This window comes from Streptomyces sp. B21-083 (assembly GCF_036898825.1).
In the GTDB taxonomy this organism is placed as follows: Bacteria; Actinomycetota; Actinomycetes; order Streptomycetales; family Streptomycetaceae; genus Streptomyces.
Map to the genome: position 1 here is coordinate 216496 of NZ_JARUND010000002.1, position 22966 is coordinate 239461.

Below are 22966 nucleotides of genomic sequence, written 5' to 3' on the forward strand. Positions count from 1 at the left end.
CGGCGAACACGCGGCGGCGGCCTCCGGGTCGTCGCCGTCGCCGTCCGGGCTCAGCCGTCAGTCACCGAGGTGCCGTTGGAGCCAGTCGGCGGCGGCACGGCGGAACAGGCGCCGGCTGTCCGCGCGCAGGAAGTCGTGGCCCTCGTCGCGCAGAGCGAGCAGTTCGGCGGGGATGCCGCGTTCCCGGGCGGCCCGTACGAACTGCTCGGACTCCCCCGGCGGAACGTTGTTGTCGTGTTCGCCGTGGACCGCGAGCACCGGGACACGCAGCGCGTCGACGCGGCTCATCGGGGAGAGAGAGCGCAGCAGTGCCCGGTCCTGCTCCGGATGGCCGTACTTGTGCACCGCCGAATCGGCGATCCACGGCTCCGTACCGGCGAAGAAGGTCAGCAGGTCGGACATGCCGCAGACGGCGACCCCGGTGCGGAAGAGATCCGGATGCCACACGAGGGACGCGAACGTCAGATAGCCGCCGTACGAGCGTCCCATGACGGCCAGTCGGGTCGGGTCGGCGGGACCTGCCGTCACCGCGTGGGCCGTGCAGTCCGCGACGTCGTCCAGCGCGGCGAAGCGGCCGGATCCCAGGTCGGCGTCGACGAAGGACCTGCCGTGTCCCGACGAGCCGCGGACGTCGGGGGCGAAGACGTCGAGACCGCGTCCGAGCAGTTCGTGGTACAGCGGGTTGAAGACGGGGCGTTCCTGTTCCTCGGGGCCGCCGTGCAGATGGATCACACACGGGGCCGGCTCGCCCGGGGCGCGCCCCGGCGCCCTGTAGTACCAGCCGCTCAGGGGCAGCCCGTCCCGTGCCGCGAGGCGCAGGGGAACGGGCCGCACGGGTGGGCGGCCCGGCGGTACGGCGTCCTCGTCACGCGAGGACCACGGGGTGCGCAGCAGGGACACGCCCTCGTGGGCCCACCACACACCCGGGCGGCGTTGCGAGCCGGAGAGCGCGAGCAGCATGCGCCCCGGCCCGGCCGCCACCACCCGTGTGACGACCTCGTGCGGCAGGGAGACGGGCCGCGCCGGCCCCGTGTCGTCCGGACCGTGGCGCGCGCGGGACGTCTCGACGAGTTCGAGTTCACCGGCGCCCTGCGTGTTCCACACCAGCACGGCTGTCCGGCCGTCGTGAGCCATCGCCAGCAGTTCCAGTTCCTGGTCCTCGCGCTGCGCCACGACCGACCTCTCGCGCGGCTCGCCGTCGGCGTCGAGCGCGAGCGCGAACAGTGCCGCGTACTCCCGGTCGGCGTCGCTGCGCAGCCAGAGGGTCCGCCCGTCCGGGGAGAACCGGCCGATCCATGGGTCACCGTCGGCGACCGGCACCGTGCACAGGGTCGCCGAGTCGGCCGTGCGGCGTACGACCGCCTCGCGTCGGCCGCGCGGCCCCCGGCGCAGCAGTGCGAGCGTGCCGTCGCGGCTGAGGTCGCACACGCGCAGGGTGGCGGCGTGTGTCTCCGTGGCGAGGAGTACCGGCGAGGCCGGACCGTCGGGATCGATCAGGTAGGCCGACAGTCCGCCGCCGGGCCGTACGGCCGGCGCCTCCGGTGCCGTGAGGTCGACCGGCGCCGGCGCCGGCGCCGTCCGTTGTCCGGAGTCGTAGCGGGCCCCGCCCAGGAGCGTCGCGCGGCCGTCCCGGTCCTGCCGGTCTCGTGGGAGCGGGGCACCGGTGGGGTCCAGGTCCGTCGACGCGTGTCCCCCACGGTTCGGGTGTGAGTGGCCGGTCTCGGCGACGGTGACCGCGACGGCCGATCCGTCGTGCGTCCAGCACCCCAGGTAGGCGGAACTTCCCGGATCCGCTCCGGCGAGGATGCGGCGGCCGGTGCCGTCGGGCCGTACGCACAGCACGCGTGAGTGCTCGCCACCGCCGGGCGCGGTGGTGTACGCGATCCAGCGGCCGTCCGGTGACCAGGACACCTCCTTGACGGGGTCCGGGCTGGAGTCGAGCAGCCGTACCTCGTCACCGTCCACGGGCCCAGCCCACAGCTGCGGGACACCGCCCCGGTCGCAGATGAAGGCCGCCTCGGTGCCGTCGGCGGTGGCGGAGGGGTACCAGCAGCCGTGCGCGCGCAGCCGGGTCACCGCGTCGCGCGGGCCTGCCGCGTCGGGCAGCGGCACCGGGACGGGCGCGGCGGCGCGGGCGGGCTCATGCCCGTCCACCGACCACGGGTCCGGCGGCGGGGGAGCCGGCGCCGCGAGGGCGGACGTCCCGGGGCGGTCCGCGGCCGGCGGGCGCGGGGCCGTCGCTGCCCACGGCGCCCGCGCGCCCGCCTCGTCGGTCACCTGATCCCGTGCGTCTGCAGCCATGTCTCCAGCAGAGCCACCTGCCACAGGGCGTTGGCTCCCCGCTTGGTCCGGTGCTCGTCGGGCGCCGCCAGGAGTTCGGCCACGTACGACTCCTGGAACAGGCCGCGCTCCTTCGCCTCGGGCGCGTCGAGCGTCGCCCGCACCCGGTCCAGGACGGGGCCCGCCATGTGCTTGACGGCCGGGACGGGGAAGTAGCCCTTGGGCCGGTCGACGATCTCCGGGGGCAGGAGCTTCCGGCCGGCTTCCTTCAGTACGCCCTTGCCTCCGTCGGCCAGTTTGAGTTCCGGCGGGCAGGCGGCGGCCAGCTCCACCAGTTCGTGGTCGAGGAACGGTACCCGGGCCTCCAGACCCCAGGCCATGGTCATGTTGTCGACGCGTTTGACGGGGTCGTCGACGAGCATGACGTGGGTGTCCAGCCGGAGGGCCGCGTCCAGGGCCGTCTGGGCACCGGGGGCGGCCATGTGATCCTTGACGAAGCGGTCCGAGACGTCCTCGTCGGGCAGCATGTGGGGCTGCAGGATCCGGGCGAGGTCGGCATGCGGCCGGTCGAAGTAGGTCTGGGCGTACCTGTCCGGCTCCTCCTCCCGGCTGACCTCCGCCAGTTCCGGATACCAGTGGTAGCCGGCGAACACCTCGTCCGCGCCCTGTCCGCTCTGTACGACCTTCACCTCCTTCGCGACCTGCTCGGACAGCAGATAGAAGGCGACCGTGTCATGGCTGGTCATCGGCTCGCTCATCGCCGCGACGGCCCCGTCCAGGGCCGCCGACACACGGTCGGAGGGAATCAGCAGCCGATGGTGGTCGGTGTCGAACTCCCGTGCCACCAGGTCCGAGTAGGCGAACTCGTCCCCTTCCTCGCCTCCCTCGGCCTCGAACCCCACGCTGAACGTCTTGAGGTCGTGCTGGCCCTCGTCGGCGAGCAGCGCGACGACCAGGCTGGAGTCCAGTCCGCCGGAGAGCAGCACGCCGACCGGCACGTCGGAGACCATCCGGCGGCGTACGGCGGTGCGCAGCGCCTCCAGTACGGCGTCGCGCCATTCGGTGGGGGCCATGTCGGCGTACTCGGGCCGCCGGGTGTACGACGGCTGCCAGTAGCGGTGGTCGTGGTGGGTGCCGTCCGGCTCGACGACGCGCACGGTGGCCGGCGGCAGCTTGCGGACGCCGTTGAGGACGGTGCGCGGCGCCGCCACCGTGGCGTGCCAGCTCAGGTACTGGTGCACGGCCACCGGATCGAGGGAGGTGTCGACGTCCCCGGCGGCGAGAAGGGCCGGCAGCGTGGAGGCGAACCGCAGGCGGCCCGGCGTCCGCGCCAGGTACAGGGGCTTGATCCCGAGTCGGTCGCGGCCCAGCACGACCCGCCCGGTGCGGTGTTCGACGAGGGCGAAGGCGAACATGCCGTAGAAGTGCTCGACGCAGGCGGTTCCCCACTGCTGGTAGCCCTTCAGCATCACCTCGGTGTCGGACGTCGACTCGAAGCGGTGGCCCAGGTTCTGGAGCTCTTCGCGCAGCTCCTGGTAGTTGTACACGCAGCCGTTGAAGACACCGGTGATCCGGCCCCGGGCATCGGTCATCGGCTGGGCGCCGAACTCCGACAGATCGATGATCTTCAGGCGGCGGTGTCCCAGCGCGACCGCGCCCCGCGTCCACGTCCCCTGTCCGTCAGGGCCACGGGCGGCCAGCCGCTCGCTCATGCGCTCGACGGCGGCGAGGTCGGGTCGCCGGCCGTCGAAGCGGATCTCCCCGCTCAGACCGCACATGTCGTACCGCCTCCCTGCCGCACGGCCTGGACGGCCGGGGCGCGTCTTCGAGGCACGATCCGGGTGTTGTCGCTGGACATGACGAAACATCTCCTGTGCGGGTGGGTGAGGGACAGGGCACGCCCGGCGGCCGTGACACCCCAGGGCTGTGCCGACCTCATGGCGTTCGCCGCCCCGTCAGTGGCCGATGGCCTCCGGCGCGCCGGAACCGAACGGGGGGCCTGTGGTGCCGGCCCCGGAGTACGGAAGACTCACGCGCCCGAGCGACGCCGATCTGGGGTTTCTGCGTTCGCCCCGGGTCTCGGCGATCAACAGGTCGACGCAGGCCAGCAGATCCTCGTCCCGCGCCGTACGCCGTATGTACTCGGCAGCGCTGCCCTCGGCGAGGGCCTCGTCCGTCAGCTCCCTGACCGTCCGCCAGTCGCCGTGGGACTCCAGCGCGGGGCGCAGCCGGGCGAGCAGCTTGCGCACGACCTGGGGCGCGGGCGCGTCCTGGTGGGTCTCGGGGTCCACGAGGGTGCCTTCGAGTCCGGAGCGGGCGGCCCGCCAGGAGGCGCCGCGCAGCCACTCGTGCCGGCCCTGACAGGGCGGCGCGTCGTCCTGCCGCAGCCGCTCGAGGGCCTCCGTCACCAGGGCGCGGAACAGTCCGGCGATGAGTACGACGGTCTCCGCGCGCGGGCAGGCGTCACAGATCCGCAGTTCGAGGGTCGGCAGATGCTCGGAGGGGCGTATGTCGTAGTAGATCATCCCGGCGTCGGTGATGATCCCGGCCCGGACCAGGTCGCGCACCGCGGCGTCGTACTCGGTCGCGCTCGGGAAGCAGCCGATCGGCCCGGCGGTGGGCCAGCGCTGCCAGAGCATCGTGCGCCAGCTGGCATAGCCGGTGTCGGAGCCCTGCCAGAAGGGTGAGCTGGCGGACAGCGCCAGGAGCACGGGCAGCCAGGGCGAGACCTCGCACATCACCCGTACCGCCGTGTCCCGGTCCGGGATGTCCACATGGACCTGGGCGCCGCAGATGAGCTGCTCATCGGCGACCTGGCGGTATTCCTCGACCATGTGGTGGTAGCGGGCGTCGGCGGTGGGCTGCCCGCAGGAGGCGGGCGCGAGCGGCGCCGTGCCCGAGGCCACCGCGGCGAGGCCGAGCGAGGCGGCTGCCCGGTCGAGGCGCCGCCTCGTGCGGGCCAGGTCGCAGTACAGGTCGTGCAGGGATGCGTGCACTCCGCTGTTGGATTCCACGACGGACTGGTGCAGCTCGCTGGTGAAGGTCCGCCGGGGAAGCCGTCGCAGGATCGGATCGGCTCGCGGAACGAGCAGTCCGCTCTCCACCTCCAGCACGTGGAACTCTTCTTCCACTCCGATGCACATGCTCACGGTCACTCCTTGAGGGCATCAATGCCTTCCGTCCCGGGAGTGCGGTCACTCGCCGGAAGGATGCGACGGCTGTGACAAGCACCGAGTTCCCCGGACACCGACGAATAAGCTCAGATTTGCACCTTTAGCCTGTCATCTTCGCAGATGAGCGTATGAGCGCATCTTGTGCGGGACAGACGGACCCCCGGCCGTCACCTGTCACCGGCGGTGGTGCGGGGCCGGGTCAGCAGCCCGCCCAGCGCGATCATGCCGAGGGCGAGAACGAAGTGCAGCCGGTTGTCGGCCGTGTTCAGCGGCACGAAGTTGGCCGCGCTGTCGTGGCCGACGAACAGGCCGTACAGCCAGAGCACCAGATAGATGGCACCGCCGGCCAGCAGGAACGTGCCCGCACCGGAAGCGGTGCGCGCCATGGCCACTCCCGCGACGCCGAAAGCCAGGTGGACGAGGTTGTGCAGGACGGAGACCTGGAAGAGCCCCAGCAGTTCGGCGCCGGATTCGTGCGAGGCGAACGTCATCGTGTCGTAGTGCGTCGTGATCCCCGGAATGAATCCCAGGATGCCCACCAGCAGGAACACCACGCCCACCAGCAACGAGGCCTGTTGTACGGGCGAACGAGAGGTGGTCGACGTACGCGCGTGCGTGGTCATGGGAGTCCGGACCTTCCCTCGGGGCGCCCCGGTGAGCGCCGTTGCGCGGCGAGTACCCCGGCACCACGACACAACCCTGCCGAACGCACCGAGTCCGCATGGGCGTCAGCGGTCGTGCCAGGTTTCTACCGGGTCACCACATGCCGTTCGTCGGGCACACAGTGCGTCATGGTGAGGCCCTCGACATCACGCGGCGGATTGTCACCCAGGCCGGCGAGCCGCTTGCGGTCCTCGTCGGTCAGGTCCTGGCCCGTCAGCGGCTCCAGGCCCGTCACGTCGCCCGCGCTGATGCCCAGACCGTCGCCGATCCGCCGGCCGAGGTCGTTCTCGGCGAGCAGGAAGTGCCAGACCATGCGCTCCTGCACCGGCCGTGCGCACTGCGCGAGCGCGGCCGTGAGGTTGCTGACCAGGTCGTCGCGCTCCCACTGCTCCATCAGCAGATAGCGCTGGGCGGCCTGCAGGTAGTCGTTGGTGCGCGAGATGCGCCCGCGGGCCAGCCTGCCGTGGATCTCGGGGCCCTGCTCGTCGTCCGTGGCGTACCGCGCCTCGCGCAGGCCGCCGGTGATCGACGGCTCGTAGTTGACGCTCGGGTTCTCGCCCCCGCCGTCCTGGTGGTACGCCATGAGGCCGTCTCGCTGGTTGGTGCGTACCTCGGCGTTCTTGGCCTGGTTGACGGGCAGTTGGAGGTAGTTGGGCCCGACCCGGTAGCGCTGGGTGTCGCTGTAGGAGAAGGTGCGACCGACCAGCATCTTGTCGTCGGAGAAGTCAAGGCCGTCGACGAGCACGCCGGTGCCGAAGGAGATCTGCTCGTTCTCCGCGAAGAAGTTCTCCGGCATGCGGTCCAGCACCATCCGGCCGACGGGCCGGGGCGGGAAGTCCTGCTCCGGCCACGTCTTGGTGTCGTCCAGCGGGTCGAAGTCCAGCTCCGGGTGGTCGGAATCGTCCATCATCTGCACCAGGAGTTCCCACTCCGGGTGGTCACCGCGGCCCACCGCCTCGTAGAGGTCCTTCGTCGCGTGGCCGAGCGACTCCGCCTGGACGTTCGCGGCGTCTTCCTCGGTCATGCTGCGTACGCCCTGCGAGGGCATCCAGTGATACTTGACCAGCACGGTGCGGCCCTCGTCGTTGACCCACTTGTAGGTGTTGACGCCGAAGCCCTGCATATGGCGGTAGTCGGCGGGGATGCCGCGCGGGCTGAACAGGTTGACGAGCATGTGCATGGCCTCGGGCGTCTGCGACATGAAGTCGAAGATGCGCCGCGGCTGCTGCTCGAACGTCACCGGGTCGGGCTTGAGCGCGTGGATGACGTCCGGGAACTTGATGGCGTCGCGGATGAAGAAGACGCCGAGGTTGTTGCCGACCATGTCCCAGTTGCCGTCCTCGGTGTAGAACTTCACCGCGAAGCCCCGCGGGTCACGGGCGGCCTCGGAGGAGTCACGGCCACCGATCACGGTGGAGAACCGGACGGCCAGATCGGTCCGTTTCCCTCGCTCCTGGAAGAGCTTGGCCCGGGTGTATCGGCTGGCGGGTTCGTCGCCCCAGCTGCCGTACGCCTCGAAATAGCCGTACGCCAGGACGCCGCGCGTGCACGACCCGCTCGGGGATACGCTCCCGGTCGAAGTGGCTGATCTTCTCCAGGAACTGGTAGTTCTCGAGTGTGGCGGGGCCCCGGGAGCCGACGGTGCGCTGGTTCTGGTTGTCGTGGACCGGGTGGCCCTGCCGGTTCGTGAGCACCTTCCGGTCGTCGCCGGGAGGGGGGCCGCCGCCGGGGGTGGAGCCGGGGCTGGATACGTCCGTCATGACCATGGGCTCCTTCGGGCGCGTCCCCACCGTCCGGGTGGGGGTCGGTGTCGCCGGGTATCCGAGGGCGCGGAGGAGTCACCTCGATCGGTGATCGAATGCGGACCGGGTCGCGGGGACGGACGGTGAACCGGCCGTTCGGGGGCAGGCGACACCGCAGACGCCGGGGACCTGGGAGAGGACCCGGGTCGAGCGGAGGGAGCCGGTACGCGATGGGAACCGTCGTTCACGTTCCGCAGACCAGCGACATGATCGGGGAGGAACTCTCCGGGGACGAGGCGCTCACCGCGCTGCGGCGGTACGGCGGCATCCGGCTGCTGGTGGACTCGTTCACCCGGTTCCGCTACGCCGACGGCTTCACCAACGCACGCGCCCTGGCGTTCCAGATCGTCCTCGGCCTGGTGCCCCTCAGCCTGGCCCTGGTGGGTCTCGCCACGTCCGTGCACACCGAGGTCGTGGGCCGGGTCATCGAACGGGCTCTCGGTGACATCGTCCCCGGCGCCGGTGCCGGGGTGTTCGACGAGGCGTTCGCGGGGACGCGGCGCAGTGCCGACGGTGATGTGTGGAGCACCCTCGCCCTGTGGCTGGGGCTGGCCTTCGCCGTGCTGAACCTCGCCTCGGCGATGGGCCAGATCGAGCGCGGCGCCAACCGTATCTACGGCATCGAGCGGGACCGCCCGTTCACCCGGAAGTACGGCCGCGCCCTGCTGCTGTCCGTGGCGGGCGGTCTGCCCATGGTGCTCGGGTTCATGGTGCTCGTCGCCGGTGAGGCGGTCGGCGACGCCGTCGCCCGGACCCTGGGCTCCGCGGGCGACGGAACCCGCTGGTGGGTCACCCTGGAGGTCCCGGTGGGTCTGGCGCTCGCGTGGATCGCCTCCGCCGTGATCTTCCGGTGGTCGCCCCGCCGCAGGCAGCCGGGCTACACCTGGCTGGCCTTCGGCAGCGGCGTCCATCTCGTCCTGTGGCTCTCGGCCACCTGGCTGCTCGCCCTGTACGTCGGCAAGAGCGCGGCGTTCGGAGCCGTGTACGGTCCGCTCACCGCGTTCGTCGCCCTGCTGCTGTGGGCCAACGTCACCGGCGTCGCCCTGTTCCTGGGCATCGCTTTCGCCGCCCAACTGGAGGCGCGGCGCGCCGGGATCGAGTCCGCCGTACGCCCGGATCCCGGGCCGGGTGCCTGAAGGGCCGGCGCACGCGCGGGGCGGCTGTCAGGCGGCGCCGGTGATCCCTGGGGCGACGAAACGCCGGTGCAGAGGTGTGAAGGCCGTCTCCGGGGCGCCCGCGATGCCGACCTTCTCGATCGCGGGGGCCAGCCGTTGGACGAAGAAACTCTGGAAGCCCTCCTCCGACTCCCAGACGTCGATCACCCGCAGCCCCTGGTCGTCGAACCACGCCAGGTGTACTTCACCGCCGTCCGCGGCGACCTCCTCCCAGCCGACCGTGTCCCGCACCATGTCGTACTGCTCAGGGCTTACCCCGGCCCAGCTCATCGTCATCACTACAGCCATTTTCCCGCCCTCTGCTTCCCGTTCCGGATGTGCAGGAGCATCGTCCCGTCGGAGGGGCCGCCGACGAATGGCGCACAGAGGTGCGACACCGCCGGGTTCCGCCTCGCACGCCCGGCGTGCGGCCGTGCGAGGGGCGCCCCCTGTGCTTCGGGTGGCTCCGGTCAGAAGGATCGGGGGTCAGCGGACCCCGCGTGCGTTGAGCCGGGCCGCCTGACGGGTCAGATGGTCGCGTTCGGGGAGGTTGGGTGCTTTCAGGGCCGCCTCCGCGTAGAGACGTGCCGCTGTCGTCAGGTCACCGTCGCGCTCGTGGAGGTAGGCCTCCACAGCGGTGTGGCGGGGCAGTGTGTACTCCAGCGTCGCGAGCGCCGCCAGGCCGGCGCGCGGTCCGTCGGCCTCGCCGACGGCCACCGCGCGGTTGAGCTGGACGACGGGACTGTCGGTCAGTCGCACGAGTTCGTCGTACCACTCGACGATCTGTACCCAGTCGGTCTCCTCGGCGGTGGGTGCGTCGGCGTGAAGGGCGGCGACGGCGGCCTGTGCCTGGAACTCACCCAGCCGGTCGCGGGAGAGGGCCGCCTGGAGAATGCCGACGCCCTCAGCGATCGACGTGGTGTCCCATCGGCCGCGGTCCTGCTCGGCGAGGGGTACCAGGCTGCCGTCGGGTGCGGTGCGGGCCGTACGGCGGGCGTGGTGGAGCAGCATGAGGGCGAGCAGCCCCGCCACCTCGGGGTGATCGACCCGCGCCGCGACCTGCCGGGTGAGCCGGATGGCTTCGGCGGCGAGGTCGATGTCGCCGGAGTAGCCCTCGTTGAAGACCAGGTAGAGGACGCGCAGGACGGTGGCGACGTCGCCGGGCTGGTCGAATCGTATGCCGGAGACGGTGCGCTTGGCGCGGCTGATGCGCTGGGCCATGGTCGCCTCGGGCACCAGGTAGGCCTGGGCGATCTGGCGGGTGGTCAGCCCGCCGACGGCGCGCAGCGTGAGCGCGACCGCCGAGGAGGGGGTCAGTGACGGGTGGGCGCACAGGAAGTAGAGCTGAAGGGTGTCGTCCGTCGCGGGCGTGGGCCCGGGCACCGGCTCCTCGTCGACACGGTCCTCACGCCGGCGCCGGGCCGTGTCCGCGCGGGTCGCGTCGAGGAACCGGCGCCAGGCGACGGTGACCAGCCAGCCCTTGGCGTCCCGTGGCGGGTCGTCCGGCCAGACGCGGACCGCCTCGACCAGTGCGTCCTGTACGGCGTCCTCGGCCGCCGCGAAGTCTGCTCCGCGGCGGACGAGGACGGCGAGCACGCTCGGGGTGAGGCTGCGCAAGAGTGCCTCGTTCATCGATGCTGTCACTCCGTGGTGGCGCAGTGCTCGGCCATGAACGGGCGCAGTTCGATCCACTCGTGGATCGGCTTACCGTCGGCTCCGGGGGCGGCCGACAGTTCTCCGGCCAGCTCGACGGCGCGTTCGTAGCTGTCGACGTCGATCGCCATCCAGCCGGCGATGAGGTCCTTGGTCTCGGCGAACGGGCCGTCGGTGACCGCGGGGCGCCCCTCACCGCCGTACTGGACGAACGTGCCCTCGGGGGCGAGCGCCTGGCTGTCCACGAACTCGCCGGTCTCCTCCAGCCGGGCCGCGAAGTCGCGCATGTACTGGATGTGCGCCGAGATCTCCTCCGGCGTCCACTTGTCCATCGAGACGCAGTTGACCGGAGCCGGGGCGCCTCGGTAGTGCTTGAGCAGCAGGTACTTGGCCATGGTGGTTCTCCTCGGTGCTGGTGCGGCCCATTGTGGCCGCTTTCACTTCGAGGACGGAGCCGGGTACGGGTTCTCGACATCGGCGACCGACTTTTTTTGTTTTCTCGGTCAGGCCTGGTCAGCAGGGGCTCCCGGTCGTCCGTGCCTGAGGCGTCACAGGGTGGCCGCGCCGGTCACGACGGCCGCCAGTCCGGCGATCAGCTGGATGATGATCACGCCGACGGCCGACTCGTTGTCACGGCGCTCGGCCGCGGGATCGGAGGTGTGGAAGGCGGGGTCGGAGGGGGCGTAGTGGATGGTGAGTTCGCGGCCGAGTGAGCTGCCGGGGTCGGGGATGCCGTCGTAGGACAAGGCGGTGACGTGGACGCCCTCGCGGGTGGTGAAGGTGATGACGGGGGCGTGGTTGACGATCTCGTCGCCCTCCCCGTCCGTGCGGACGTCCTTGGCGACGGCCACGACACGCGCCGGGACCGCGACGGCCGACGACAGCAGCGCGTCACGGGTGCGCACTCTGCGGAGATCGCCGCTGGTCACCGTCCAGGCGATGAGCAGGGCGCCGAAGCCGAGCAGCGCCCAGGGGTAGCCCCGGGCGACGGTCGCGTGAATGACCAGTCCGACGGCGAGCAGGGCCCCGGTGCAGTTCGGGACGACCCGGCCGCCCCTCTCGTCCCCGGTACCGAGCATGACGCGGAACCGGTCCGGCCGCCCGCGCGGATAGCGCACCGTGAGTTCGAGGCCCACCCAGGCCGCGTCGACGCCGATGCCGTGCCTGCCCGTGTTCGGGAGGACGAACTCCCGCCCGCTGTCCGGGTCCTGGAACGCGACCGTCACCGGAATCCCCGGGAGCTTGGAGGCGCCGTGCTCCGGCTGTCCCACTTCCACGATCCGGGCCGTCACCCAGACCGCTCGCTGGGCCGGTGTGAGCCCGGCCAGGGAGAGCCCGTAGCCGAGCGATGCCAGAGCCGCCGGCACCACCCACCACAGCTGCGACATGTCGTGCGCGCTCACTCAAAGCTCCAGGCGGAACATGCTGCGGGCCGGGTCGACCACGGCGCGGAGCAGGAGACCCACGCGGAGCGCCGGGTGCGACGAGTGCTTCCAGGTCGTTTCGAACGGCTGCACCCCCGGCCCGCTGATCCGCAGCCCGACGGCTACTCCGGTCGATTCGCCGTCGTCCCAGTCGGTGAGGCTGCTGACCTCCGCCGTCACCGCGATCCCGACGGCGTCGAGCCGCCGGTTGTCCTCCCTCTCGAACTGGGCGTTGAACCAGAGTGCGAGGCCCAGGGGGGTGCAGAACACGGTGCACAGGACGCTCCCGAGCAGGAAATCAAGATCGGCGAAGAAGGTGAAGGCCAACAGAACCGGCCCGCACAGGCCCAACATCGCGCCGAAGGAGTAAAGGATCAGTGCTTCGAACGGACCGACCCTGTCCACCTGCCTCGGCCCGGGGCCGTCGGCGCCGTCCGGCATCTCAGGATTCCGGTCTCTCGGACACCGTTGCTCTGCGGGTCACGGGGTCACACCGTCCCCGGCGTAGAGGTAGGCACCGGGTCGGGCGGGGTCGGCGATCAGCAGTACCTGGTCGCCGGTGCGGGGTATGCGCAGCTTGGAGACGATGGTCTGGAGAGTGATCCGGTCGGCGGCGCCGGGCGGTTGGAGGACCAGGTCGACGACCGGATCGAAGTTGACCAGCTTGCCGGTGTCGCCGATCGACACGACGGTGGCGGGCACGGTCGGCGCCCCGGCGGCGAGCAACTGCTGTACGTCGAGGCCTGAGTTGTACGCGCCGATCGACTGCTGGACCTTGGCGAAGTCCGACTCGCCGAGGAACGCGCGCGTGGTCCGGCCGTAGAACCCCTTGCCGCTCGCCACCTTGCCCCCGATCTCGGCGGCCCGCTCCTCGCGGCTCTTGCGGCGCCCGAAGATTCCCATGGCGTTCTTCCCTTCCGACGGTGTCGGTTTCCCTGTCGCTGTGCTGACGAAGTGGACGCTAGGCGGCCCGGGACGCCTACCGATCCCAGGTTCGTACGCACGTTTGTCCTCGGCGTACGCTCCTGACATGCCGCCGCCCTCCAGCCCGCCGACCGGTGAGCGCCGACCGCGTGCCCTGGTCATCGATCACGCCTGGCGCGGACTCGGCCCGGGACTCGAACCGCTGAGCGGTCCCGGCGGGGCGCCGCTGACCCGGACGGTCAAACTGATCGTGCTGCCGCTGATCGTCAGGCCGGCGCTGCGGCCGGCACTCGCGGCGGACTTCCTCGCCCCGGCCGAGACCTCGCTCCTCGATGAGCTGATCCGGGAGTCCACCGGGCGGCTGGTGGCGACGGCGCAGTGGTTCACCCTGCTCAAGAAGGCTCGCCGAGCGCTGGGCGTCGTGGCGGGAAACCCGCAGGACCTGTACTTCCAGCGCTGCTTCGAGCTGGCCGTCGAGCACGGCGCGCCCCGGCAGGGTGCCGACGTTCTGGCCAGGGCGTTGGTCGAGGAGGTGGCGCACTCCCCCGGTGGACGTACCGTGGACGCGCTGAAGGACCATCTGGGCGATGCCGCCCGGCGCTCGCGCCTCGACGCGGAGCTGGCCGCGGCCTGGGAGAGCCGTCCCCCGCCCGCCGACGCGGCTGCCGCGACCGCGGCTCTCCAACGGGCCGCCGAGGTCCTCGACGCCTGCGGTACGCCGGGCCCGGCGGGCACGTCACCGACGTACACCGGCATGGTCGAGGCAGGCCTCGGAGAGTTGTTCGGCCGGGTGCTGTGGGCGTACGCGAGCGGCGTCTGGGGCCGCGGAAATCTGCCGACGCATCTGGGGCTGACGGGGCGGCAGGTGCCCCCGCGTCCGGAGGTGGGGCGGGGCGCCTCGACGGCCACGCTGCCCGCGCCGCTGGACCGCACGCTCTTCGAGCGGCTGTTCACCGTGCTGCAGTCGTCGGCCCACCGGGAGGAGTTGGCGACGGTGGCGGAACTCGTCGCGCGGGAGACCGGCCGCAGTTGCGCTCCGCTCGGGCTGTACGACGAGAGTCTGCGCGTCGCCGTGGTCCTCGGCGGTGGGCTCGCGGCCGGCCTCGATCCGCTGGGCACCGGGGAAGGCGCACCGGGTCGGACCGCCGCGCACCGGGCCGTCAACAGCCGCTGGCGACGGGAGGCGTCGGTCCTGCGCGCCCGCCGGATGACCGTCTCGGCCCGCCCGGACCCGGACGGCGGTGTCCTGGACGCCCTCGCCCAGGACCTCCGTACCCCGTGGGCCGCCTACATGCGGCGCCTGTGGGTGCGGTTGCACGGACGCGACGTACGCGACGCTCCCCTGGAAGACCTCGCGTCGGCCTGGGCCGTCCTCGACGGGGTCGCCCGCTCGGTGATGATGGACCACCGCGCGCGGGTCCGCGCGGCCCTGCGCGCCCTGTCGGTGCCGCCCGCCCCGGTGGCCGAACCGAGGAGCGCGTGATGGCGGCGCCGGAACACGTCGACGTCCGGGTGGTGCGCGGTGCGGACGGCACGATCCGGATCGCCGCCGGGCCCGGTCTCCGTGACGTCGAGGGGTACGGGGATGTCGTCGCCGTGGGCCCCGCGTTCACCCGGGCCGTCCTGGACGTCGCGGGCGCCGTGCTGACCTGGCCGGTGCTCGACGACCCGGCACTGCCGTCGGCGGAGATCCATGACGCGGGGCGGGCCCAGCAGTGGGTGTGGGCCCTGTACGGCGAGGGCGTCGCCGCCGCCGTCCACGACTGTCCGGCGGGGGAGGCCGGCGTACGGGTGTCGGCGGAGGTGACGGCTCTCGCGGGCGCCGCCGCCCGGCTCGGCCTCGGCCACTGGGCGGCCCGGTGGTGGCCGGCGTCGTACTCGGACGGGATACCCGCCCTCGAACCGGACCTGCTGGGCCTGGAGTCGGCCGCGCTCACCCATCGCTGCCAGCAACTGTTCGACGACGGGGGTGACCAGCCCGACGACTGCGCGGCCGAACTGATCGAGGAGCACGGGGCAGCGCTCGACCCGTTGATCCAGTGGTGGCGGGGGGCACCACGGGCGACGGACACCGCTCGTCGGCTGGAAGGTGTGCTGCGGCTGCTCGACGACGCGGCGGACAGCGCCGGACTCGACGGGCCGGCCCTGCGCCACCTCCGCTCGGCTCTGCAGGGTCACGGTCCGGCCGGTACGACGGCCGACTCCGGTACGCCCTTCGGCCGCCACGCCGGTTACGCACTCGCAGCGGGGGAAACGGCTGTAGCGGGCGGCCGGGTGATCGCCCGGGGCTCAGGGGTCAACGACTGGTGCCGTTACCCGCCCGGTTTCGTCGACGCCGCCGAGGACGCGGTGTCCTGGACGGCTCGCGCGCTCGGCGCTCGGCGGCTGGTCGAGGTCGAGGCCCTGGCCGCCCTCGCCGCGCCCGCCGCCGGTACACCTCTCGTCGCGGAAGTCAGGGTGAACGGCGGCGACCCGCACCGAGCGCCCCTCACCAGGCGCGACGACCTGTGGACCGGCCAGGCGGACCTGTCCTCGGACCTGCCGGCGGGGATGCGGGCGCCGCGTGTCGAGATCGGCGTCCTGCTGCCCGGCTTCGACCCGGGCCCCGGCACACCGGGCGAACCCGACGGCCGCGCCGAGCGTGACGCCGTCCGTGCCCTGGTCCGACGACGACTGACGGCCGCCGCCCGGCCACCGGCGGACGAAGCGACCCCGCACGACGGCTTCTCGACGCCTTTCCTCGCCGAGACGGCCGCCGCCGAAGCCGCCACCGACGAGGACTACTGACGTATGCGGGACGACAAGGTCGAACACAGCGAACAGGTTGAACAGGGCGAGCAGGGCGAGAGGGCGGGCGTGATGCCGCTGTACGGGGAGCCGTTCGACAGCGGCCTCGCCCTGGCCGAGGAACTTCAGCTGGCGGCCGACCTCACGGCCGCCGGCGCTGTCTACGGGGAACTGCTCACCGTGGCGGAGTCCATCGAGGACTCCCCCGACGTACGGTTTCTGCGGGCCCACCTGCTGTCCGACCTCGCGACCGTCCGGCTCACCGCCACGGACTTGTCCGGAGCTGAGGACGCCGTCGAGCGCTCCCGCACGCTGCTGGACGGCATCGCGTCCGAGCCGATGGGGCCTCGCGGCCGCCAACTGTGGCTGGAAGTCCTGCTGAAGACGCTCCTCGCCAAGGCTGACCTGCGACGCAGGACGGGGCGGCTGGACGAGGCGCTGGCCTGTCTCGACGAAGCGGCCGCCAGGCTGCCCGAGTTCGACGATCCGGAGGGGCTGCGCGCCGCCGAACTCGGCTCGAACCGGGTGCTTCTGCTGATGGAGCGCGGCGAGTGGGGAGCGGCCGAGGAACACGCGACCTCGCTGCTGTCCACCCTGGAGGCGACCGAACTGGAGACCGTGCCACGGCTGCTGACCGCCCTCGGCATGATCTGCTCCTCGACAGGGCGATACGACGAGGCCGAGGACCACCTCGCCCGTGCGGAGGAGGGTTACCGCGTCCTGGGAGACGTCGGTGAGCAGCACTCACTGCTCGCGCACCGCGCCCATGTCGCGATGGACCGGGGTGAACTCGACCTGGCGGAGCGGCTGTTCGCCGAGGCCTCGGCGTTCTTCGAGCGGCAACGGTGGTCCGGAGACCTGGCGGTCTGCGAACAGGCCCGTGCCTACCTCGCCGGCCGGCGCGGCGACAGTGCCGGCGCGGGCGAGCTGATGGCGGCGAGCCTGGCCCGGTTCGAAGAACTCGGCGCCTCGGTCGCCGCCGCCGACAGCATGCTGCTGGGCGCCCAACTCGCCTACGATCAGGGCGACATCAGCGAGCTGCAGCGACTGGCCCAGAGCGCCCGTGACATCTACCAGGCCCGGGAGGTGTACGAGCGGTGCGCCCAGGTCGACCTCATGCTCGCGCGCACCCTTGAGGACAACCTCAACCGCACGGACCACGGCGACCACGAGAGGCGGTCCGTCGACAACGCGCTCTCCCTCGCGCTGCCCGCGGCCCTGACCCTGCAGGCGGCGCGCTTCGACTTCGCCACCGCCCACGCCCGCCATCAGTGGCTCCAACTGGCGGACGAAGCCATGGAGTTGGTGTTCAGGCTCGCCGTACGCCGCCAGGACCAGGGGCTGTTGTTCGAACTGGTGGAACACCGCAGTGCCGGCGCCTTGCTCGCCCTGGACCGTACGCCAGCGTCGTCGGCGCCCCACGCGTCGCCCTCGGGGTCCGTCGAAGACGCCGGGTCGGTCTTCCCCGGTGCGGCCATGAAGACCTACGCGCGCGCCGACGGCCCGATGACCCTCGGCGGGGTGGCGGCGGAGGCCGCCGCCACCGCCGGTCTGCGCGTCGCGCCGCCGCCGAAAGTGCGGATGGCGGCACAGGGGCCGGGACGTTTCGCGCTCCAGGAGTACATCGCGGGGGCCGAGTTCCGTTATCACCGGCGGATCGTGAACGAGGAGGAGGTCCCCTTCTGGTTCACCGACGACCTGACCGGCCGACCGGTGGTCCAGGTCCGACTGGCCGACGCCGGCGACCTGTTCATGACCTGGACATGGGCCGGCGGCGCCCGGGGTTTCGGCACCGGCCGGGGACCCGCCGGCGAAGTCGACAGTGCGGTGCGGGAGTTGGCCGCCGCGCTGCCGGGTACGGGAGAGGGCGCGGCGGGGGTGCGGCGCGCGTTCGGCTCCGGAGCTCTGGCGGAGCCGGGGGCCGAGCGCCGGCTCGCGCGGGTGCTGGCCGAGGCGCTGTGGCCGGCGGAACTGACGGCGCAGATACGCCAGGTGTCGCAGCGCGCGGGCCGTCCGCTGGTGCGGATCCAGCCCTCGCCCCGGGTCGCCCAGGTCCCCTGGGAACTGCTCGCCGTCGACGGGGCGTCCGACGAACGGCTCATCGAGCTGGCGGACGTCGTGACCACCACGCCGATGTCGTTGCGACGCCAGGCCGACTCCGCGCGCCGGGCGCCGGACCGGGACCCGGATACGAACGCCGGTCCGGTCGTTCTGGTCCTCGACCCCCGGATCCCCGGGTTCCGGGCCGACTCCCCGCTCGGCTCCGTCCTGGGGCCGCCCGGATCGGACCCGGAGCTGCTGTCCTTCGTGCGGAGGCGTCTCGACGAGGGCGCCGTCGTGCCGTCCGTCGCCACCCCGGCGGAGGTGTTGCGCCGCACCGACCTGGACCGGGACTGGCTGAGCGGAGTGCTCCGCGAGGGCGCCCGCAGGCTCCTGTACGTCGGGCATGTGAGCGGCGCGCCAGTCGAGGGCGGGCAGAGCGAGGACGGCACACTCCATCTGTGCTGCGGCCCGGAAACCGCCGGACTGGCCGAACCGGTGCGCGGTCACCGCCCGTTGTCCGCGAAGGATCTTCTGCTGGGCACGCTTCCGTTGCGGGCCGACGGCGAGCCGGGCGCCCGGCTCTGGCCCGCGCCGCCGCGTGTCGCCCTCATCGGCTGCGAGAGCGGCGGCGACCTTCGCTTCGCCGAGTCGTTCGGCCTCGCGACAGCGATGATCCACAACGGTGCCGAACTCGTCACCGCCACCAGGTGGGTGCTGCCGACCAGCTTCGTCTTCCATCAGCTGGCGGCCCTGCCCGAGTCCGTGCGCCCGCTGACGGAGGCGATCATCGCCGTCGACACCGCCCACGAACACCCCGACCCCGTGGGCCGGTTGGGCCGCTGGCAGCGCGAGCGGCTCGGCCTCTGGCGGACCGGCGGCCGGATCGAGCACTCGCCTCTGCTGTGGGCGGCCCTCACCTCCATCACCGTATGACCACGTACCGGAGCCGCGAAGGCGTGGAGTGGCGGAGGCGTGGAGTGGCGGGCCGTCAGCCGCCCGTCGCGGGCAACCGGGCGGGCCCGGTACTGGCACGCAGGGAGATGGGCGGTGTGAGGAGGTGGTGGCGGGGCACCGCGTCGGGGTGGTCGAGCCGCTCGACGAGCAGTTCTACGGCGAGTCGGCCCATGTGCTCGGCCGGCACGTCCGCCGCCGTCAGTTGCGGGGTCACCGTCTCCGCCCAGCGGCCGGCCACGACCCCGGTGACGGAGAAGTCGCGCGGTATGTGACGGCCCGCCATGGCCAGGCCCCGGTAGAGGCCGCCGAGCGCGGCCTCGTTCAGGGTGACCAGCGCCGTGGTCTCCGGGTCGTCGTGGAGGATCCGCTCCAGGCACTCCTGGCCGGCAGGGGCGTCGTCTCCGCAGCAGTACGTCCGTACGGTGAGCCCGCGTTCGGCCGCCGCCTTGGTGAAGCCGTCGAGGCCGCGGTGCGCCGACTCGTACCCGGCCCGCAGCAGGTGCTCGGGCCGGTTCACGAGGGCGATGCGGCGGTGTCCCAGGTCGGCGAGGTGGTTGACGCAGGCCGCCGCCAGCGCGGTGTGGTCGAGGCCGACCCACCAGTCCCGGTCCGCGTGTGCCGTGCGGCCGATGCAGACGGCGGGGAAGTTCTCCTCGCCCAGGTGGTCGACCCGGTCGTCCTGGAGCCTGATCTCCATGAGGATCGCGCCGTCGACCCGCCGCTCACCCAGCAGCCGCTGGAACGAGCGGTCGCTGTCCACCCCGCTCGGAGAGAGCAGCACGTCGTAGTCGTACGCCGCCGCGGCCTCCACCACGCTGCCGATGAAGTCGAGTTGCATGCCGGTGTAGTGGTTTCCCGCCGGCGGGAAAACCAGGCCGATGGTGCTGGTGCGGCCGTTGGCCAGGGCGCGTGCGCTGGCGTTGGGCCGGTAGCCCAGCTCGTCGATGACCTGCTGGATCCTGCGCCGGGTCTCCTCCGACACGGAGCGCTTGCCGCTGAGCGCGTAGGACACGGTGCTCCGCGAGACCCCGGCCCGTTTGGCGATCTCCCCGATGTTCACGGCACTCCTTCGTCGAATTCGTCGAACCGGTTCGCGTGGGGGCAAATTAGGAGCGGCAGCCGCCCCTGTCAATGGCTGACGCAGATCTTCAATCACCTGCCAGCCTATCCGCGTTGAAGTATTGCCCAGCACTTTTCGGCAGTGTTAGCTTCCCGGCACGCATCGTTCGAACCGGTTCGACACTCATCTTGGCTCACCCCACGGAGACTTCAGTGCGACCCACCCGCAGCAGAACCAGTGCCGGCGCCACCGCCGTCACCGCCCTCGCCGCCCTGCTCGCCGTGCCCGCCGGCGGCACGGCCCGCGCGGCGCAGCCCGAACAGCTCACCATCGATCTCGCCACCGACACCGGCGCCTTCCACGGCGGCGCCTCCGGCTCACTCTACGGCGTCTACGGCGACGGCGTGCCCAGCCGCAACGTCCTGGAGGGCATGCACGTCCGTACGGTGTCGACCAAGGCACAGGACGGTCCCCAGCACCCTGGCGCGGACGCCCTGGAGATGCTGCCGCCGTTCGTGGACTCGGGCGGCAAGGACGTCTACGTCTACATGACCGACATCTACCGCGGCTTCCCCTACCAGTGGCCGGGTGCTGACGGCCCGGCACGGCTCGCCGACTTCGAGGAGAAGATCAAAAAGCAGGTCCAGCAGGTCCTGACCCTGGACGGCGCCTACAAGGACCACGTCGTCTACGTTCCCTTCAACGAGCCCGAGGGGAACATGTTCGGCACCGGCGAGTGGAGCTACGACAAGGTCTCCTGGCTGAAGGACCCGCAGGCCTACTTCGCGGCATGGAAGGACGTCTACCGGCTCATCAAGGGCCTCGACCCCGGCGCCCGCATCGCGGGCCCCAACACCAGCGTCCTCTACGACCAGGTCAAGGGCTTCCTGCAGTACGCCAAGGCCAACGACGTCGTGCCGGACGTGATGACCTGGCACGAGCTGTCGTCGCCCGCCGCGGTCCGCACGAGCGTGGCGAAGTACCGGCAGATGGAGAAGGACGTCGGTGTCGGCCCACTGCCCGTCAACGTCAACGAGTACGGCCACAACTTCCACCTCTCCGTGCCCGGTCAGGTCGTCCAGTGGGTCTCCGCGATCGAGGACTCCAAGATCGACGCCGACCTCGCGTACTGGAACATCGACGGCAACCTCAACGACTCGGCGGTGGAGGCCAACAAGGGCAACGGCCAGTGGTGGCTGTTCAACGCCTACGGCCAGATGTCCGGCCACACGGTCGAGGTGACCGCCCCGCATCCCAACCAGCAGTACACCCTCCAGGGCGTCGCCACCCTCGACGAGGACAAGCAGCAGTCCCGGGCGATCTTCGGCGGCAAGAGCGGTGACGCGGACGTCGTCTTCCGGAACATCGACCCCAAGCTGTTCGGCAGCGCCGTGCACGCCACCGTGCAGGAGATCCCCTGGACCGGCCAGGTCGGCGACTCGGCCCAGCCCCTGCGCCTCGCCGACCAGGAGCTCGCGGTAGGCGCGGACGGCACCGTCACCCTCCCCATGACCGGCATGAACGAGATGTCGGCCTACCAGGTCATCCTCTCCCCCGGCGGCCACGGCGCGGTACCGGCCGAGCCGTCGGTGAGCTGGCGCGGGACGTACGAGGCGGAGAACGCCACCTACACCGGCGGCGGCTACTCGAAGAACGGCCCCGAGGGCACGCCCTCCAACGTCGGCGGGTTCGCCACCTCCGGAACGTACAACGTGGGCGGTCTGCGCACCGGTTCCGACGGGGTCCTCGGCTTCGACGTGGAGGTCCCGCAGGACGGCACGTACGACCTGAGTGTGTTCGCCAACTCCTACAACCTGTACGACCTGGTGAAGGAGCAGGGTCCCACCAACGTCTTCCTGCGGGTCGACGGCGCCGATCCGCAGGAACTGCGGCTGCCGCTCGGATACAAGTGGGTGGTCTGGGGCCACACCGACACCACGGTGAAGCTCACCGCCGGCAGGCACCGCATCACCCTCGCCGCGAAGGACCCCGACCTGGGCGTCACCAAGGGCGACGCCATCATCGACAAGATCGACCTGTCACTGCGGGACGCGCGCGTGACCGCACCGGCGGTCTACGAGGCCGAGTACGCCACCCTCTCCGGAACGCGGCCCACCTACACGCGCCCCGGCGCCTCGGGTCCCGGCACGGTTCCGCTGGGCAAGGGCGCCACCGCGACCTTCTGGGTCCACTCCCCCACCGACGGTGAAGCGACCGTGTCCGTCGACCACTTGGGCGGCGGCAGGGCGAGCCTGTCCCTCAACGGCGAAAAACTGGACGTGTCCAAGGTCGGGGGCGACAAGAAGGGCACCGACCGGGTACGGATGTTCCTGTCCGGCGGCATCAACAAGATCACCGTCACCGGCGCCTCACGCGCCCTGCTCCTCGACCGGCTGCGGGTCGCCCGGACCGGCGGCACCCTGACGACCAGGGTCTACCAGGCGGAGGACGGCCGGCTCTCCGGCGCCGCCAAGGTGACCGCCGCCTACACCTTCGCCACCGGCGGCAAGGCGGTCACCGACATCGGCGACGGCACGGCGAACGCCCTCACGGTCGACGTCGTCGCCGACAGAGGCGGGCGGCACGCCGTGACCATCCGCTACTCCAACGCCGAACAGCCGCCCGCCACGCACTACAACCCCGATCCGATCGCCCGGCACGCCGACCTCTCGGTCAACGGCGGACCGGCCCACCGGGTGCTGTTCCCGACAACCTTCCACTTCAACAACTTCTGGGAGCTGACCGTCCCGCTCACCCTGAGGAAGGGCACCAACCGGCTCACGTTCACCGCCGACGAGCTGCCCGACTTCAACGGCGACACATACAACCAGTACGACCAGCGATCCCCGTACGCGCCGGTCATCGACCGTATCGCCGTCACCCCCCTGGCACAGAAGCAGCCCGCCTGACGGGCCGGCCCGGGCCGCCGGCGGCCCGGGCCCTCTGCCGTCGGCGAATCTGCTGCGGGCCGAGAAATCCGCCGACGGCGTCGGGTCGGACCGAGAGTGGGGAGTGCGGAGCGATCCGCCCGCACGAAATCCACGACTCA

At 71.6% G+C, this 22966-nt stretch carries 16 protein-coding genes and 1 pseudogene; 5 read left to right on the plus strand and 12 right to left on the minus strand.

All coding sequences use genetic code 11. The features are described 5' to 3' along the window. Nucleotides 1-57 precede the first annotated feature (57 nt). The 5 genes and pseudogenes from QA861_RS25040 to QA861_RS25060 all read right to left on the minus strand — a co-directional run bounded on the left by QA861_RS25040 (nucleotide 58) and on the right by QA861_RS25060 (nucleotide 7876). Nucleotides 58-2301, minus strand: coding sequence for a S9 family peptidase (locus QA861_RS25040; RefSeq protein WP_334590825.1), 2244 nt, complete (start codon nucleotides 2299-2301; stop codon nucleotides 58-60). Further along, nucleotides 2274-4058, minus strand: a complete 1785-nt coding sequence (locus QA861_RS25045) for an N-acetylglutaminylglutamine amidotransferase (protein ID WP_334590826.1) — start codon at nucleotides 4056-4058, stop codon at nucleotides 2274-2276. Before QA861_RS25045 ends, QA861_RS25040 begins: the two co-directional genes overlap by 28 nt. Nucleotides 4059-4235: 177 nt before the next feature. Then, nucleotides 4236-5423 carry a carboxylate-amine ligase gene (locus tag QA861_RS25050; protein WP_334594835.1) on the minus strand — a complete coding sequence of 396 codons (1188 nt, stop codon included), beginning with the start codon at nucleotides 5421-5423 and terminating at the stop codon, nucleotides 4236-4238. Between the two features lie 197 nt (nucleotides 5424-5620). After that, nucleotides 5621-6076, minus strand: coding sequence for a DUF4383 domain-containing protein (locus QA861_RS25055; RefSeq protein WP_334590827.1), 456 nt, complete (start codon nucleotides 6074-6076; stop codon nucleotides 5621-5623). 125 nt (nucleotides 6077-6201) lie between these two features. Beyond that, nucleotides 6202-7876: pseudogene (locus QA861_RS25060) on the minus strand (catalase). A 212-nt stretch (nucleotides 7877-8088) separates the two neighbouring features. On the opposite strand from QA861_RS25060, the gene QA861_RS25065 reads away from it, so the two are divergent. Next, on the plus strand, nucleotides 8089-9054 hold the full coding sequence (locus QA861_RS25065) for a YihY/virulence factor BrkB family protein (RefSeq protein ID WP_334590828.1): 966 nt from the start codon (nucleotides 8089-8091) through the stop codon (nucleotides 9052-9054). A gap of 27 nt (nucleotides 9055-9081) precedes the next feature. Here the strand turns inward: QA861_RS25065 and QA861_RS25070 are convergent, their stop codons facing one another. From QA861_RS25070 to QA861_RS25095, 6 genes are all read right to left on the minus strand, one after another. After that, the gene (locus QA861_RS25070; RefSeq protein ID WP_334590829.1) at nucleotides 9082-9381 is read right to left on the minus strand and encodes a hypothetical protein; all 300 of its coding nucleotides are present in this window, start codon (nucleotides 9379-9381) and stop codon (nucleotides 9082-9084) included. A gap of 177 nt (nucleotides 9382-9558) precedes the next feature. Then, nucleotides 9559-10704, minus strand: a complete 1146-nt coding sequence (locus QA861_RS25075; RefSeq protein ID WP_334590830.1) for an RNA polymerase sigma factor — start codon at nucleotides 10702-10704, stop codon at nucleotides 9559-9561. Nucleotides 10705-10712: 8 nt separating this feature from the next. Beyond that, nucleotides 10713-11120 (minus strand): YciI family protein, encoded by a 408-nt coding sequence (locus QA861_RS25080; protein ID WP_334590831.1) that lies wholly within the window; start codon nucleotides 11118-11120, stop codon nucleotides 10713-10715. 153 nt (nucleotides 11121-11273) lie between these two features. After that, on the minus strand, nucleotides 11274-12128 hold the full coding sequence (locus tag QA861_RS25085) for a DUF3592 domain-containing protein (RefSeq protein WP_334590832.1): 855 nt from the start codon (nucleotides 12126-12128) through the stop codon (nucleotides 11274-11276). After that, the gene (locus QA861_RS25090) at nucleotides 12129-12590 is read right to left on the minus strand and encodes a hypothetical protein (RefSeq protein ID WP_334590833.1); all 462 of its coding nucleotides are present in this window, start codon (nucleotides 12588-12590) and stop codon (nucleotides 12129-12131) included. A 39-nt stretch (nucleotides 12591-12629) separates the two neighbouring features. Continuing rightward, nucleotides 12630-13052 carry a hypothetical protein gene (locus QA861_RS25095; RefSeq protein WP_334590834.1) on the minus strand — a complete coding sequence of 141 codons (423 nt, stop codon included), beginning with the start codon at nucleotides 13050-13052 and terminating at the stop codon, nucleotides 12630-12632. Nucleotides 13053-13179: 127 nt separating this feature from the next. Between QA861_RS25095 and QA861_RS25100 the strand changes: the two genes are divergently transcribed. Genes QA861_RS25100 through QA861_RS25110 form a run of 3 tightly spaced genes read left to right on the plus strand, consistent with a single transcriptional unit; the run spans nucleotide 13180 to nucleotide 18836 of the window. After that, nucleotides 13180-14556 carry a hypothetical protein gene (locus QA861_RS25100; protein ID WP_334590835.1) on the plus strand — a complete coding sequence of 459 codons (1377 nt, stop codon included), beginning with the start codon at nucleotides 13180-13182 and terminating at the stop codon, nucleotides 14554-14556. Next, nucleotides 14556-15860 carry a hypothetical protein gene (locus QA861_RS25105; RefSeq protein ID WP_334590836.1) on the plus strand — a complete coding sequence of 435 codons (1305 nt, stop codon included), beginning with the start codon at nucleotides 14556-14558 and terminating at the stop codon, nucleotides 15858-15860. Before QA861_RS25100 ends, QA861_RS25105 begins: the two co-directional genes overlap by 1 nt. 3 nt (nucleotides 15861-15863) lie before the next feature. Continuing rightward, the gene (locus QA861_RS25110; RefSeq protein WP_334590837.1) at nucleotides 15864-18836 is read left to right on the plus strand and encodes a hypothetical protein; all 2973 of its coding nucleotides are present in this window, start codon (nucleotides 15864-15866) and stop codon (nucleotides 18834-18836) included. Nucleotides 18837-18891: 55 nt separating this feature from the next. On the opposite strand, the gene QA861_RS25115 is transcribed toward QA861_RS25110, so the two are convergent. Further along, nucleotides 18892-19917, minus strand: a complete 1026-nt coding sequence (locus QA861_RS25115) for a LacI family DNA-binding transcriptional regulator (RefSeq protein ID WP_334590838.1) — start codon at nucleotides 19915-19917, stop codon at nucleotides 18892-18894. A gap of 212 nt (nucleotides 19918-20129) precedes the next feature. Here QA861_RS25115 and QA861_RS25120 point away from each other — a divergent pair, with 212 nt between their 5' ends. After that, complete coding sequence (locus tag QA861_RS25120; protein WP_334590839.1) at nucleotides 20130-22826, plus strand: cellulosome protein; 2697 nt, start codon at nucleotides 20130-20132, stop codon at nucleotides 22824-22826. Nucleotides 22827-22966 lie beyond the last annotated feature (140 nt).

What these genes read in the sequence shown, in the direction of transcription:
- QA861_RS25040 (WP_334590825.1), bottom strand. Translation starts at nt 2,301, where the DNA reads ATGGCTGCAGACGCACGGGATCAGGTGACCGACGAGGCGGGCGCGCGG.
- QA861_RS25045 (WP_334590826.1), bottom strand. Translation starts at nt 4,058, where the DNA reads ATGTGCGGTCTGAGCGGGGAGATCCGCTTCGACGGCCGGCGACCCGAC.
- QA861_RS25050 (WP_334594835.1), bottom strand. Translation starts at nt 5,423, where the DNA reads ATGTGCATCGGAGTGGAAGAAGAGTTCCACGTGCTGGAGGTGGAGAGC.
- QA861_RS25055 (WP_334590827.1), bottom strand. Translation starts at nt 6,076, where the DNA reads ATGACCACGCACGCGCGTACGTCGACCACCTCTCGTTCGCCCGTACAA.
- QA861_RS25065 (WP_334590828.1), top strand. Translation starts at nt 8,089, where the DNA reads ATGGGAACCGTCGTTCACGTTCCGCAGACCAGCGACATGATCGGGGAG.
- QA861_RS25070 (WP_334590829.1), bottom strand. Translation starts at nt 9,381, where the DNA reads ATGGCTGTAGTGATGACGATGAGCTGGGCCGGGGTAAGCCCTGAGCAG.
- QA861_RS25075 (WP_334590830.1), bottom strand. Translation starts at nt 10,704, where the DNA reads ATGAACGAGGCACTCTTGCGCAGCCTCACCCCGAGCGTGCTCGCCGTC.
- QA861_RS25080 (WP_334590831.1), bottom strand. Translation starts at nt 11,120, where the DNA reads ATGGCCAAGTACCTGCTGCTCAAGCACTACCGAGGCGCCCCGGCTCCG.
- QA861_RS25090 (WP_334590833.1), bottom strand. Translation starts at nt 12,590, where the DNA reads ATGCCGGACGGCGCCGACGGCCCCGGGCCGAGGCAGGTGGACAGGGTC.
- QA861_RS25095 (WP_334590834.1), bottom strand. Translation starts at nt 13,052, where the DNA reads ATGGGAATCTTCGGGCGCCGCAAGAGCCGCGAGGAGCGGGCCGCCGAG.
- QA861_RS25100 (WP_334590835.1), top strand. Translation starts at nt 13,180, where the DNA reads ATGCCGCCGCCCTCCAGCCCGCCGACCGGTGAGCGCCGACCGCGTGCC.
- QA861_RS25105 (WP_334590836.1), top strand. Translation starts at nt 14,556, where the DNA reads ATGGCGGCGCCGGAACACGTCGACGTCCGGGTGGTGCGCGGTGCGGAC.
- QA861_RS25110 (WP_334590837.1), top strand. Translation starts at nt 15,864, where the DNA reads ATGCGGGACGACAAGGTCGAACACAGCGAACAGGTTGAACAGGGCGAG.